16 protein-coding genes, 1 pseudogene and 1 riboswitch are annotated in these 12,358 nt (G+C 52.6%); of the genes and pseudogenes, 4 read left to right on the top strand and 13 right to left on the bottom strand.

Going from position 1 to position 12,358, the window contains the following annotated elements; all coding sequences use genetic code 11:
- Positions 1–93 precede the first annotated feature (93 nt).
- The 12 genes and pseudogenes from EDM55_RS24920 to EDM55_RS24875 form a co-directional block, all read right to left on the bottom strand.
- A complete protein-coding gene (locus EDM55_RS24920; protein WP_092267116.1) occupies positions 94–813 on the bottom strand; it encodes an MOSC domain-containing protein in 720 nt (239 codons plus the stop codon).
- Between the two features lie 24 nt (positions 814–837).
- The gene (locus EDM55_RS24915; RefSeq protein ID WP_122961637.1) at positions 838–1,638 is read right to left on the bottom strand and encodes an NAD kinase; all 801 of its coding nucleotides are present in this window, start codon (positions 1,636–1,638) and stop codon (positions 838–840) included.
- A 103-nt stretch (positions 1,639–1,741) separates the two neighbouring features.
- Positions 1,742–2,194 (bottom strand): NUDIX domain-containing protein, encoded by a 453-nt coding sequence (locus tag EDM55_RS24910; protein WP_122961636.1) that lies wholly within the window; start codon positions 2,192–2,194, stop codon positions 1,742–1,744.
- Positions 2,195–2,425: 231 nt separating this feature from the next.
- Positions 2,426–2,824, bottom strand: a complete 399-nt coding sequence (locus tag EDM55_RS24905; protein WP_122961635.1) for a YugN family protein — start codon at positions 2,822–2,824, stop codon at positions 2,426–2,428.
- A 127-nt stretch (positions 2,825–2,951) separates the two neighbouring features.
- Positions 2,952–3,815, bottom strand: coding sequence for an LSm family protein (locus tag EDM55_RS24900; protein WP_122961634.1), 864 nt, complete (start codon positions 3,813–3,815; stop codon positions 2,952–2,954).
- Positions 3,816–3,930: 115 nt separating this feature from the next.
- A complete protein-coding gene (thiO, locus tag EDM55_RS24895; RefSeq protein WP_122961633.1) occupies positions 3,931–5,034 on the bottom strand; it encodes a glycine oxidase ThiO in 1,104 nt (367 codons plus the stop codon).
- A gap of 98 nt (positions 5,035–5,132) precedes the next feature.
- Positions 5,133–5,245: riboswitch (TPP riboswitch) on the bottom strand.
- 70 nt (positions 5,246–5,315) lie between these two features.
- A complete protein-coding gene (locus EDM55_RS31335; protein ID WP_311133303.1) occupies positions 5,316–5,540 on the bottom strand; it encodes an excisionase family DNA-binding protein in 225 nt (74 codons plus the stop codon).
- A gap of 15 nt (positions 5,541–5,555) precedes the next feature.
- Positions 5,556–6,905, bottom strand: a pseudogene (locus EDM55_RS24890) (glucose-6-phosphate isomerase); the annotation flags it as partial.
- A 448-nt stretch (positions 6,906–7,353) separates the two neighbouring features.
- Entirely contained in the window at positions 7,354–8,304 is a 951-nt protein-coding gene (locus tag EDM55_RS24880) for an aldo/keto reductase (protein ID WP_170184321.1), read from the bottom strand.
- Between the two features lie 92 nt (positions 8,305–8,396).
- On the bottom strand, positions 8,397–8,573 hold the full coding sequence (locus EDM55_RS30455) for a hypothetical protein (protein ID WP_170184322.1): 177 nt from the start codon (positions 8,571–8,573) through the stop codon (positions 8,397–8,399).
- A 51-nt stretch (positions 8,574–8,624) separates the two neighbouring features.
- On the bottom strand, positions 8,625–8,774 hold the full coding sequence (locus tag EDM55_RS30450) for a hypothetical protein (RefSeq protein WP_170184323.1): 150 nt from the start codon (positions 8,772–8,774) through the stop codon (positions 8,625–8,627).
- Positions 8,774–9,049 (bottom strand): YqkE family protein, encoded by a 276-nt coding sequence (locus EDM55_RS24875; protein WP_122925019.1) that lies wholly within the window; start codon positions 9,047–9,049, stop codon positions 8,774–8,776. The genes EDM55_RS30450 and EDM55_RS24875 overlap by 1 nt, the downstream gene beginning before the upstream one ends.
- A 113-nt stretch (positions 9,050–9,162) precedes the next feature.
- Here EDM55_RS24875 and sspK point away from each other — a divergent pair, with 113 nt between their 5' ends.
- The gene (sspK, locus tag EDM55_RS24870; protein ID WP_003391014.1) at positions 9,163–9,294 is read left to right on the top strand and encodes a small acid-soluble spore protein K; all 132 of its coding nucleotides are present in this window, start codon (positions 9,163–9,165) and stop codon (positions 9,292–9,294) included.
- Positions 9,295–9,323: 29 nt separating this feature from the next.
- On the opposite strand, the gene EDM55_RS24865 is transcribed toward sspK, so the two are convergent.
- Positions 9,324–10,160 (bottom strand): glycosyltransferase family 2 protein, encoded by an 837-nt coding sequence (locus EDM55_RS24865; protein WP_122961631.1) that lies wholly within the window; start codon positions 10,158–10,160, stop codon positions 9,324–9,326.
- Between the two features lie 118 nt (positions 10,161–10,278).
- Between EDM55_RS24865 and EDM55_RS24860 the strand changes: the two genes are divergently transcribed.
- The 3 genes from EDM55_RS24860 to EDM55_RS24850 all read left to right on the top strand — a co-directional run bounded on the left by EDM55_RS24860 (position 10,279) and on the right by EDM55_RS24850 (position 12,257).
- Positions 10,279–10,632: a DUF3905 domain-containing protein gene (locus EDM55_RS24860; protein WP_092267126.1), complete on the top strand. Its 354-nt coding sequence runs from the start codon at positions 10,279–10,281 to the stop codon at positions 10,630–10,632.
- A 104-nt stretch (positions 10,633–10,736) separates the two neighbouring features.
- Positions 10,737–11,036, top strand: a complete 300-nt coding sequence (locus EDM55_RS24855; protein WP_122961630.1) for an iron-sulfur cluster biosynthesis family protein — start codon at positions 10,737–10,739, stop codon at positions 11,034–11,036.
- A gap of 105 nt (positions 11,037–11,141) precedes the next feature.
- Positions 11,142–12,257, top strand: a complete 1,116-nt coding sequence (locus tag EDM55_RS24850; protein WP_122961629.1) for a site-2 protease family protein — start codon at positions 11,142–11,144, stop codon at positions 12,255–12,257.
- Positions 12,258–12,358 lie beyond the last annotated feature (101 nt).

The following is a 12,358-nucleotide window of genomic DNA, read 5'->3' as shown; positions in this document are numbered from 1 at the left end:
TCAAACTGCTGCACGAAATGCTCGACTCTTTGCAATGGACTTGTCTTCATCTCTTCCTCCATGTGCAGCACCTGCTAAAGGAATGCTGCCGCCCTACTCGGATACAAACACGGTGTCCCCTTCTGCCAGCTTTCCAGGAGTAATCACCGAAGCGTACACGCCAAAATGATTGTCGTGCCGCTTCACACACGTTTTCAAAACGGCCGGGTTTATTTCCAGCGTGTCCGGATCAATATTGACGTACATGCATCGCTCGCAATGTCGGTTGACCTGCAGCGTGACGTCATTGATTTTAATCTGTTTGCCGATCCAACCATCCTCAGTAAACGGCTCGTCTTCGTCCAATACGATCACGAGATTTCCTCGAAAGCGTCTGGGATCAATCTGTTGTTCACCGATCAGCCGGGCAATTTCGCGCAAGGAGGCGTCTGTCACAAGCAAGATATGATCCTCCCAGTTCCTCCCGCCCTCCTGAGGCGTGCTTCTTCCCGGCTGAACAGCCCTTTTCGCCGTTTCAGCCACGTGGGAAAACAGGGATTCCCCCCACGCATACCAGCTTCCGTCTTTCGCTGCGACCTGCACCTCGGGATACTGCTGATCCATCGCTTCTCCTACAAAGGTTGCCGTATAGCCGAGCATCGCTGGTACGACATCTGCACTCAAGTATTTTCCGTTGCGCGACTCGTCCAGAAAATAATAGCCCCGATCTCCGTACAAGCCAAAAGCGTCCACTTGGCACGACGTCAGCTGTTCTCCCCCCATCGCTTTGACCGGATGCCGAAAGATGCTTTGCAATTTCCCCACTTGCTTCACAAAACCCTCTCCTTTATACGCTCTCTATCCTTTAATAAACGAATTGCGTACGCGACTCCAAAAGGTCAGACGCTTGAAGCGGGCAAACTTCACCTTCTCCTGTCCGACTCGACAAGCAATGGAGCGAACGTCCTTCCAGATCGCCTGCTCGCGGTCCAAGCCAATCAAGATCTCCGGGTTCATCACGATGAGCTCGACCTCGTGATGCTTGGGCAAAACCAGAGAGCTGTTGATGGTTCGATACGCCTGATTGTTGATCGAGGCGATCTCCGACAGCTGAATCGCTTCGATGGAAGGGTGCACAATCGCTCCATCGACAGCCTTATTGTAAGCCGTGCTCCCCGAAGGCGATGACACGATCAAGCCGTCTCCGCGGAATGTCTCCAGCTCGTCCCCGTTGATGTACACACATGCGACCAGCGTAGAAAGGGAGGCATTGCGCAGGACGAGCTCGTTCAATGCCCATTTGTCAAAAACCTGCCCGTCTCTCATGGTGATCCGGCACTCGACTATCGGATATTCCACGATCGCAGGCTCCGCTTGCTGCACCAGTCTTTCCACAAACTCATCAAGTTCATCAGGACGCCAGTCTGCATAAAACCCCAGATGGCCTGTATGTATCCCTACATAAGCCGGTTCGATCCCGTATTGATGAACGGCTTCGAGCAGCGTTCCGTCTCCCCCAATGGATAGAACCATATCCGGGTGCTCGTCAGGACCGCTCACGAACTCACAGGGACTTTTCGTTGCTCTCAGCTTATCCTTTAAGGCTTGTTCTACTTCTCGCGTATAATCGTCATTTCGCAGTACAGTCGCAATCTTCATGCTGATCTGCCCTCACTTTTATCCTTGCAAGCGCCAAAAATCGCTTCTCTTTTCCCTCACTATACCACAGGAAATTGCCAGTTGCATGGAAACTCCCTCTGGCCTACCAGCGATCTTCTTCAAAAGCCTGCTGTCGAAATTCTTCCAATCGCCGGAGGGTCGCAGGAGACAGATCATCCGGAAGCTGATCCCATTGGAAAAACTTCCTATCCGCTACTTCCCCGTCGTCCCTCGCCCAAGCCGGATTGATTTGCCCGTCCTGAACATGAAAGAGCGCAATATGATCACGTTTCCCTTCCCGTTCGCTATAAAAAAGATGGCAAAGCTTGATTTCCCCCGCCAAGAGACCGCATTCTTCCTGCAGCTCTCTGCGTGCGGCTTCAAAGAAGGACTCCCCTCTTTCGACACCTCCGCCAGGCAAATACCATCCTTTCACGTACGTGTGGCGAATCAACAGCACACCCTCTCGTTCATCGGTCACGATTACGCGCACGCCCAGGGTGACCGGCTTGCGGATTTTCCAATACCATCTTTGCAGGGAATGGTACCATGCCATACTTTCCTCTCTCCCGTTTACCGTCATTTCCTCTCTCTTGCCAGCAGCCATACTCTGGTGTATCGATGGCTCATCTTACCCTAATGTATGTCTTCTCAAGCAAATGCGATATCCCTGCGCTCCATTATGTGTTCCTGTCTGGTCGCGCTAGACTGTTCGTCTCCTGATAACAACCTTATCCACGCTTCCTTTGTACAAGAGAAAAGGCGGGCCCACCATCAGGCCCACCCTCTATGCCAGTCGATTCTCCAATTCACGCACGATAGCCTCTGCCTGATGGATCCAACGGGAAGATACCTTTGCATCCTTGTCCAGCGGCTCCTGAAATTGATTCATCGCCGAGGAAGCCAGCGGCTCGTAATAACCGATATCTTGTTCTACACCTGTCTGATACACATGCCGGAGAACAAAGGGAGTCCCCAGCTCCACCCACGCATCCGCACTGTCGAGCTCTCCCTGAAGCACTTTGATGGGCAAGCGCAGATAGACCATATTTTGATCGTCCAGCGCTTGATCGAAGTACCCTTGCTCATAATCCCAATTTGCCAGGGTAAAGTTGGGACCAAGAGCCTCACGGAAGAAGCCGAACGTCCCTCTCGTTCCCGGCAAGCTGCTTTGAATCGATTTCATCGCTTATCCCTGCCTTTCCAGATTCTGATTGTAGTGTGCGACAAAGACAGGAGTTGTAATCATGAAAAAGAGCAGCAAGCCTATTGTCCCAAATACCCGGGCAATAGACTTGCTGCTCAGCTGGTTGTTAGAGCAATGCGATGGTAAGCAGTGTGAACAGTGCCAATGGAATGATCTTGCGGCCGCTTCGGCAAGGACGGCGTCTTCTCCTCGGAGGAGGAACGATGACGGCCGCTTGCGGTGGTGGTGGCGGCGGTGGAGGTGGCGGCATCATTGGGTAGCAGGGCATCGGCTGCGGAAAAGGCGAGAAATAGGGATTGAGATAAGGATTTTGTCCGCCGAACGGACTTACCTGGGTGGGATAGTTGTGATCAGCGTATGGACTTACTTGACTGAACGGCGGCGCATTTTCCCCGTACGGATTGCTGCTGCTCCCGTATGGGCTGACCTGTCCATACGGATTAGCGCTGCTGCCAAACGGACCAAATTGCCCATACGGATTCATTTGACCGTAGGGATTCATTTGACCATAAGGATTCATTTGACCGTAGGGATTCATCTGCCCGTAGGGATTCATCTGCCCATAGGGATTGCTGCTGCTGCCAAACGGTCCGAACCCTTGAGACGGAGGATACCCACCATGGAATGGACTTACATCACCGTACGGGTTGAAGCCGCCGCCGTATCCACCATAGGAGGTCCACTCTGGATAACCACCGACAAAGTCTTCTCCCCATGGCTGCCTGCTTGCTACCTCTTCTACCTCCAGCTCATCTATCTCTGCTTCCGGATCCTCCACTTCGACATACACGTTTTGATCATCGAAATCCACGATCACGCCTTCGAATACTTGGCCGTCGATCGCTTCAATGCGCACCTTTTTCTCCAAATGCTCCTTGATTACGTTGTGCACATTATGGCGTATATCCTTAATCATGCTGACTGTCTGAAAGTCAACCTGATAAAGGTTTTTGTCATCCTCAGACTGCATGGAAACTCCTCCCCTTCTGGTGTTTCTTTATTACCATATACAAGAGCCCATGGGGAGGTGTACCGTTTTCCATGCAAGACTAGCCCAATTTATCGAAACGCAGCTCTAAAGTGGATCACGAAAGGAACCGACTGGGCAGGAGGGGCTCGAGCCCCACTGTCTGTCCGCTCTCCAGATAATCGGCCATGCGTATCGCGGTGACTGGCGACAGCAAGATGCCGTTTCGGAAGTGTCCACCTGCAAGCGAGAGCCCCTCCCAGCCAGGCACAGGTCCGAGCAAAGGCTTGCTGTCTGCTGTCGCTGGACGAAGCCCTCCCCATGCCTCCAAAAACGCTGCCGCGTGCAGGGCAGGCACGTACGGCATGACGCCGTTCAGGACACTTGCCAGTCCAGCCAGCGTAACTTCCCGCTGAAAACCGCTTTCGTCCTCTGTGGCTCCGATGACGATCTTTCCGTCCTTCTTCGGCGTAATGTATCCCGATGATCCAAAAATCACAGTACGCAAAGGAATACCTACAGAGGATACGGCTGCGATCTGACCGCGTACAGGTCTCACCGGAATAGTCAAATCGAGCATTTCCAGCATGATCCCTGCCCACGCACCAGAGGCAACGATGGTATGATCTGCACGGATAGGTCCCGAGGTCGTCTCTACACCGATCACACGACCCGCTTTTACAGCGATCCCTTTGACCACACAACCAGACAAAAGCGCAACCCCCTGGATTTTGCAGGCAGTCACGAGGGATCGCAGCAACAGCCGATTGTTGATATGACCTTCTCCTGGCGAGTAAATGCCCGCCTGCACGCGATCTGTCAAAAGCGGTTCCACTTCTAGAAGCTCTTTGCAGCCCATCCAGTGAACATCATACCCGGCTTCCTTTTGCCACAAGTATTTGGCACGAAGCTGTTCACTCTCCGCCTCGTCCATGGCAACGGTAACGAGGCCTTCCAGACTCAGCTGGACATCGCCAGCCGTATGCTCCTCCAGTTCCTGCGCCCACTGCGGATACAAGCGCAGCGAATCCATCCCAAGCTCCACCATCGGGCCAGGCGCAGAAAATTCTTTTAAGGGCGCCAGCATGCCCGCTGCTGCCGAGGATGCTTGCCCTCCCCATTCTCCCTGCTCTACCAGCGAGACAGACATCCCCCGCCGAGACAGCTCATACGCCAGGCTAAGCCCAATAATTCCTCCGCCGACTACCAGACAATCACTCATCTTTTTCTCTCCCTCTCTCTTGTCCATAGGCAAAAAGCCCACCGATTCCCTCACAGGAAAAGGTGGGCTCATACGCATACGACAAAAAGCCAAGCGCTGTTCGCTCGCAACCACTTCCCTGCGCCGGCATGATCCGGATCAGGTGCAATGGGTCGATGGTCGTCGCTGCCATCCTCTCAGCCCCGCATGAAGGACTCCCCAAGTTGCTTTCACGTTATGTCATTTTCTTTGACCAGTATAGACCTCTTTTTGCCGATCTGACAAGTAGGAAAACAGAATGATTAGTCCTCGTCCTTCACATCGTAGCTCTCAGGGATCGGCTCGTGGCGAGCAGCTTCCTCCCACTCGCGCAATCTGCGCATTTCCTCCAAGTGGTGCTTGAACTGATCCTTGTTAATCAGGTATTCATTGCCATCGTGGACGGCCCGAATCCGCCCTTCCTTGATCTTTTCCAATATGAACGTCACCGGAAGCTCCAAATATTCAGCTGTTTCGGCAACGGTCAAGTACGTCTTGTTCTCTTTCAATCTAGCCTCCAGTTCCGCTTTCTGCCGTTCGTAGCCAGGCTTGCCCAGCAAGGCAAACATATTGGCTTTGTAAGCCTCCACCCCTGGCTGATCAAACGGATTGACGCCCAGCAAATAGCCGCTGATCCCGCACGCTTTTTCAAAAAAGTAGATCAGTCCGCCCAAATGATAGGCGTTTGCTTCTGGTATTTCCACCAAAAGATTCGGTACCCCGCCATCTACATGGGCCAATACCGTTCCTTCGAAAGCCTTTTTATTGACAAACCCCATCTGCTTGCCCGAGAGGAAGTTCAATCCATCCACATCAGTGGGATCCTCCTGAACGGTCACATCGACAGCGGGAGTTTTTACGGAAATGACGGTCTCAAACAACGTCCGCATGCCATCCTGTATGTACTGACCCATCGAATGCAAATCGGTTGAAAACTCCGCCGAGGCAGGAAAGATCCCTTTCCCATCCTTGCCCTCTGATTCGCCGAAGAGCTGCTTCCACCATTCAGAGAAATAGCGGAATTGCGGCTCGTAGCTGACCAACAGCTCCACGTTCTTGCCCTTGCGATACAGGGCGTTGCGGATCGCGGCATATTGATAGCACGGGTTTTCCTCCAAATCCTGTTTCAAGTACCGTGCACGGGCATCGGCTGCTCCCTGCATGAGTGCATCCAGATTGGCTCCGCTCACCGCGATGGGAAGCAATCCGACTGCTGTCAGTACCGAATATCTGCCACCGATGTCGTCAGGAATGACAAAGCTTTCGTAGCCTTGCTCATCCGCCAGTTTTTTGAGCGCACCACGGGCCCGATCGGTCGTGATGTAAATGCGCTTCTTCGACCCCTCCGGTCCGTACTTCTTGACCAGCCAGTCGCGAAGCAAGCGAAACGCGATCGCAGGCTCTGTAGTCGTGCCTGATTTGGAAATAACGTTAATCGACACATCTTTGCCATCCAAGACGTCCAGTAAATGGGAGATGTAGACGGGACTAATATTGTTCCCGACAAAATAGATTTCCGGGGCGCGCCGCTTGGCCTTGGGAAGCAGATTGTAAAAGCTGTGTCCCAAAATGTCCAGTACCGCCTTTGCCCCCAAATAAGAACCACCGATTCCAATCACCAAAAGCACATCTGAATCAGACTGAATACGTGTTGCTGCCCTCTGAATCCGCTTGTATTCACCGCGATCATACTGTTCGGGCAGATCCACCCACCCGAGAAAATCTCTGCCTGGTCCTGTCTTTTTGTGCAGCATCTCATGCGCTTGTCCAATCGCTGGAGCGAGCAGCTCCCATTCATGTGGCCTGACAAAAGCAAGAGCATTGGAGTAATCAAATCGGATCGCTTGGTTCATGGCTCCCCTCCCAGGAACGTTCTTCCTCCCTTATCTTATCACGCAAAATCCGCAGAAAGTACTTTCCGCCAAAACATAGCAAAATGTGACCAAAATATGAACGTTTCGTCACGTGTGTTACCTTTTTCTACAGATTCCGTACAAGTCTTCGGGTAACGAAATAACAGAAATGGAAAAAACCAAGGAGAAAATGATCATGAAAAGACGCTGGTGGATCATCGGTTCCGTGGCAGCCGTACTGGTTGTCGGAGTCGTCGGTTTCAATATGATGGGCTCCAAACAGGCAATGGGTCTGCCCGTAAACATCGGAGCTGCGACCAAATCTGTATCCCGCGAACAAAGCAGCCAAGCTGGATCCGATCGAGGCTCTGCGCTACGAATAACAGCGAATGAAAAAGAGGCATTTCCACAGGTGGTACAAAACGGCCTGCGGACTGCCTCTTTTCGTTTATCTCGCCACTGCTGCGCGGATTTCTGCCAACGTCGCATCATCCAGCTCTACCTCAGCAGCGGCCAGGATGCTCGTGATATGCTCTGGTCTGCGTACCCCTACAATCGCACTGGTCAAAGCAGGATGTGCCAGTGCATACCCGATCGCCAGCTGCGGCACCGTGATATCCAAACGAGCGGCGATGCTTTTTAGTTTCTCCACCCGATCCATGTTGCGTTTGAAAGACTCACCCGTATACGCCTTGTGCTTCGAGCGCCAGTCATCGTCTGCAAAGCGCGTATCGTGCGTGTATTTTCCCGAAAGCAATCCGGAAGCCAGCGGGCTGTAAGCGACGACGCCGATGCCCTGCTCCAGGCAGTACGGCAAAAGCTCCCTCTCCGCCTGCGGCACGAGGATAGAGTACGGCGGCTGGAGCGAGTCCACATGACGGACCGACATGGATTGCTCGATCAGCGGTACCGTGTAATTGCAGAGCCCGATGTAGCGTACCTTTCCGTCCTTCACGAGCTGCTCCATCGCCCGCATCGTCTCGTCCGCAGGAGCATGCGCGTCCGTATCCGGATAGTGCATTTGATACAAATCGATGGTATCTGTGCCCAGTCGACGGAGAGAGGCTTCGGCTTCCCGCATGATCGAATCAAAGGTACCGTTCTTGACGAGGTGCTGATTTTCGTCCCACAAATAGCCGCATTTGGTCGCGAGCACGACTTGATCCCGATCGCTCTCCAGCGCTTTTCCGATCAGCTCCTCGGCATGCCCCAACCCGTAGACCGGTGCAGTGTCAAAAAAGGTCACCCCCGCATCCAAGGCAATGCGAACGCTCTCCATCGACTGATGATCATCCTGGTCTCCCCAGGACATCTCCCAGTTGCCTCCACCGATCGCCCATGAGCCAAAGCCGATCACAGAGATTTCCGGTCCGTTTTTACCCAGCTTCCGATATTTCATGTGTTTGCTCTCCCATCCTTTGCACACAGGCTTGTCCATTCCTTCACGTTGAAAAAACATGCATCTGTTGGCAACTGCTCGCAGATGCATGCTTACGTCGGCAAAGTATCCGTCATCAGCTTTAAAAGAAAGAACAGGGCGATCCCTGCAACGGCTACCACCCACCAGAGCGGCTTGCTGTCTGCCTTCCCTGTCTTGTATATGCCGATCAGCTTCCAGGTGCCCACGGCCACACAGAGGAGACTGATCAGGAGCAGGACTGTCCCCATGATCTCCCTCCTTTCCCTCCTCCTAGCTATATGGGAGGGAAAGAAAAAAAATCACTCTTTTGGCCCGTCCTTTTTCCCTAGGCGACCCAATACCGCGCGGCCGCGCTGCTTGATGGACTCATCTTTTAGCGTCAGCTCGCGTTTTTTCATCATGCCGTTCTTCGATGTGTCCGGGCGGTCGTTTGGCTGATCCTTGCGCATTAGCTGTACTTTCCTTTGCCCTTTTTCTCGTATTCCTCGAGCAGCTCGCCAAAGCTCTTGTTCTTTTCACGCTCTTCCTGCTCGCGGCGTTTTTTCTCCGCAGCCTCCTGCGCCTGTCGTTCACTTTCTGCCTTCATATCTTTTTCCAGCTGCTTTAATTTGCCAAGGGCATCTGCATTCAGCATCTCTTTCAGATTCAGCCCATTTTTTGCTTCTGTTGCCGTTGCCGCCTCTTGAGACGGACGCTGCGGCTTGCGTTGCTGTTTCTTCGCCATCCTTCTTCCAACCCTTTCCACTCGCGGATTAATCCCCTCATTCATTCGCCCGTCTTCGGTCATACTATCTACGTCAAGACGCTGTTCACTCAACCAAAAGAGGAGGACCTGACATGGTGCGAAACAAGGCAAAGGACTTTGGGAAAACCGCTGAAATTCGTGGGCCAAAAGCCCAATCTGAAGCTGTCCGATCTGACGGCTCCATTAATAGTGAACCACAAGAGCGGTTAAAAGAAAACCGTTGAGACTGCCCGCAATCTGAAAACCGCCGATCCTACTGGACCCGGCGGTTTTTCCTCGTCTGGCTCTGTTCCCTTGCTTTACGGATAGCCCGCTCCTGCTTGATCAGTGTGAGCTTGTCGGCAAACTGAAATTGGCAGCCTTTTTTCCACAGTCTTTTTGCCAAATCCCGTTCCATCTCGATTCGCGCAAGCTCCTTGCATCCCCCTGCCTGCAGGAAGGTGGAACGAAGAGACGATACATGCTGTGTCTGAAACAGCGTCCAAGGCGATCGGTGATGGGCCAGCCTCGGTCCGTATTTTTGCCGAATGGCTTGACGCCTCTCTGCATCCGGACAAGGCAATCCGATGTGAAAGAGCTGCCCACCTGCGATCTGGCTCTCCTCCAGCAATGGGACGGTCGCGTTGTGGGTATGCGGACGCTTGATATGTGGATACTGTTCCAGCCATTCCCTGCACTCCTGCTGCTGGATGGGGCTGAAATCGGGTTCGTATACGGAGTAAATGCGCCTGGTTCCCAGACCCAGCAGAACCAGCTCACCTGCATGCTCGTGGGCCTGCTGATGGACCCCGATGAACTCACGCGGAACGATCATGTTGCAGGATAAAAGGATCACCACTTCCCCGCTCGCCTTCGCAAGACCTGTATTCAACAAGTAGTAGTATGGCATTCTTTTGCGAAAACGGATGATCTGCAACGGATAGTGAGCATGAAAGCGCTCGATCCTATCTGCGAGTCCGTCACAGGATGCGTTGTCGATCACGATCACTTCATATTCATCGAAGTCCGTGAATTGCAAATTCAGACTGAACAAGGTGTACAGGAGCTGATCGGCTGCATTTCTAACCGGAATGACGACACTCGTAAGCATCGGATCTCCCCCTTTTTATAGCGTATGCGAAAAGTCCAAAGATGGGCTGGGCGCACAGGTATAAGAGGAATGATCTTGATGCATCTTAAGGAGGAAAGCCTCAAAGGAGGTCCTACAGATGAACAAGGACAAGCGGGATAACAAGGAAACGAAAGATATCGCTATCGACGGTACACTGCCGCATCAAATCAGCGCTCCTGACTTCAAGAACTCGACTCGCTCCATTCAAAAGCCGTTCGTCAACGAGTTTGGCGTCGTCATCGGGGACAGCCTTTACGATTCGCAGGAATCGCCCATCAACAACTGGAGCACCGAGACAGATCCTTCTGTCATGGCAGGCGATCAATGGGTTCACCCTACGAACGACATTGGCTGGAATTCGTACGAAAATCGAGAGATGCTGGAGGACAAGCCATTTGTAGGAGCTCGTTTTTCTCACCCTACTCATGACGTGAGCAAGGGCAAAGACTAAAGCTTCCTTTTATTTGCAAAGCCCATTTGGCGAGAACGACTTCGCCGGATGGGCTATTCGTTTGTGGTACAATATGGCGTGAATGAGAGGAGAGGAATTTACCCATGAGTATCCCATTACATATCGAACCCGCTTTCGCTCTCGCCTATAAACGCTACGCTGAATTTCAAGCGGGAGACGTCCTGCGCTTGTACGTTCGGACGAGCGGTCCCGGCACGGGCGGTTTATTCTACGCTATTGAAAAAGATACCGTCTTGCCAGACGATGCCGTTTTTGAGGTCGAGGGACTGCGCTTCGTCATCCGCCCTACTGACTTCTGGTATTTTGACGGCGGACAGTTCACCTACAACCCCGCCTTTGGAGAATACGGCTTTGCCTTTTCCAATCCTCGGCTGGAAGACTGACACCTTGTAAGAAGAATCCAACCTCAAAGCACACACATCCAGAAACTTTTTTTCGAGATAGTCGTATAGTTCAGTGACTGTGATGACGTATGGGAGGGACCTTGAATGAAAAAAAGCCGTTCGGTCCTCTTGGCCATCGGCGCCTTTTTGCTTACCAACTTAAAATGGCTGCTCGGCATCTTAAAATTTTCCAAATTCGGCACTACCCTGCTATCGATGATTGTCAGTCTGTGGTTTTATGCCGTTTTCTACGGCTGGAAGTTCGCCGCGGCTCTCGTGTACCTGATTTTTGTCCATGAAATGGGCCATGTGCTTGCAGCCAAACGAAAAGGCATCGCGACCTCTCCTGCCGTCTTCATCCCGTTCGCGGGTGCTTTCATCTCCATGAAGGACACGCCAAGGAATGCGAGTACAGAAGCATACCTCGCCTACGGGGGACCGCTGGCAGGCATGATCGCCTTTTTACCCGCTCTGCCGCTTTACTGGTGGACGCAGGATCCGTTTTGGGCTTTGGTCATTTATCTGGGTGCCTTGCTCAACTTGTTCAACCTGATGCCTATTTCCCCGCTGGATGGTGGGCGCATCGTCTCTGTATTATCGACCAAGATCTGGCTGATTGGTCTGATCGGTTTGGGAGCCATGCTATTTGCCAATCCGGGACCGCTGATGGTCTTCATTTTTATCATTGGCCTCATCACCTGGTGGAGCCGGCTGCGTGAGAGCTATCAGCACCAGGTGCTGCAGTATGAACGGGGAAGCCTGCTCGCCTTTCTCGACGAAATCACGAGATGGCCCCAGCTGGAGTCTTCGTGGAATAAGCGTGTCGAGCTTGGAGAAGAAGTTGCCTTGCTCGATCGATCAGTGCCGCCCAAAGGCTTTCTCATCCCTTTTTTACAGGACGAAAAACGCCTCAAGCGCGACCGCCTGCGCCTGGATCGGGTTTATGCTCATCGGAAGTGGGATTTGTTTAAACAATGGGAACGTGAACCGGTTGCGTTTCTCGACAGCGATCCCTTCCGGCCAGCCCCATCTGCGATCTTGAAAGAAGCGGAGCAGACGGCGATGCAGCGTCTGACAGAAGTCGAGGAACAAATGCACCGCCTAACAACGTATTATACGGCACCGGCATCCACGAAATGGAAAGTATTGATTGCCTATCTCGCTCTGGCAGCTGTTCTTTCCGGCTTCTACATGTATGCGCAGCACCTGCTGCCCCGGTGATCCAGGAAGCTACAAACGTCCGGGAGAAAAGCAACCGGACGTTTGACCATCTATGACCTTCTAAGAGGTCAAAAACGTGCGATACGGTTATCTGACTGATG

It is taken from the genome of Brevibacillus centrosporus (genome assembly GCF_003710815.1).
GTDB lineage: Bacteria > Bacillota > Bacilli > Brevibacillales > Brevibacillaceae > Brevibacillus > Brevibacillus centrosporus.
Note: the sequence above shows the minus strand (reverse complement) of the source record. Positions and strands in the feature narration are given on the sequence as shown.

Bases quoted from the DNA above. Each gene is read 5' to 3' on its own strand.
- EDM55_RS24900 (WP_122961634.1), bottom strand. From the start codon at position 3,815: ATGCAGTCTGAGGATGACAAAAACCTTTATCAGGTTGACTTTCAGACA.
- EDM55_RS24850 (WP_122961629.1), top strand. From the start codon at position 11,142: ATGAAAAAAAGCCGTTCGGTCCTCTTGGCCATCGGCGCCTTTTTGCTT.
- EDM55_RS24880 (WP_170184321.1), bottom strand. From the start codon at position 8,304: ATGAAATATCGGAAGCTGGGTAAAAACGGACCGGAAATCTCTGTGATC.
- thiO (WP_122961633.1), bottom strand. From the start codon at position 5,034: ATGAGTGATTGTCTGGTAGTCGGCGGAGGAATTATTGGGCTTAGCCTG.
- EDM55_RS24905 (WP_122961635.1), bottom strand. From the start codon at position 2,824: ATGAAATCGATTCAAAGCAGCTTGCCGGGAACGAGAGGGACGTTCGGC.
- EDM55_RS24910 (WP_122961636.1), bottom strand. From the start codon at position 2,194: ATGGCATGGTACCATTCCCTGCAAAGATGGTATTGGAAAATCCGCAAG.
- EDM55_RS30450 (WP_170184323.1), bottom strand. From the start codon at position 8,774: ATGCGCAAGGATCAGCCAAACGACCGCCCGGACACATCGAAGAACGGC.
- EDM55_RS24875 (WP_122925019.1), bottom strand. From the start codon at position 9,049: ATGGCGAAGAAACAGCAACGCAAGCCGCAGCGTCCGTCTCAAGAGGCG.
- EDM55_RS24865 (WP_122961631.1), bottom strand. From the start codon at position 10,160: ATGCTTACGAGTGTCGTCATTCCGGTTAGAAATGCAGCCGATCAGCTC.
- EDM55_RS24915 (WP_122961637.1), bottom strand. From the start codon at position 1,638: ATGAAGATTGCGACTGTACTGCGAAATGACGATTATACGCGAGAAGTA.
- EDM55_RS24855 (WP_122961630.1), top strand. From the start codon at position 10,737: ATGAGTATCCCATTACATATCGAACCCGCTTTCGCTCTCGCCTATAAA.
- EDM55_RS30455 (WP_170184322.1), bottom strand. From the start codon at position 8,573: ATGGGGACAGTCCTGCTCCTGATCAGTCTCCTCTGTGTGGCCGTGGGC.
- sspK (WP_003391014.1), top strand. From the start codon at position 9,163: ATGGTGCGAAACAAGGCAAAGGACTTTGGGAAAACCGCTGAAATTCGT.
- EDM55_RS24860 (WP_092267126.1), top strand. From the start codon at position 10,279: ATGAACAAGGACAAGCGGGATAACAAGGAAACGAAAGATATCGCTATC.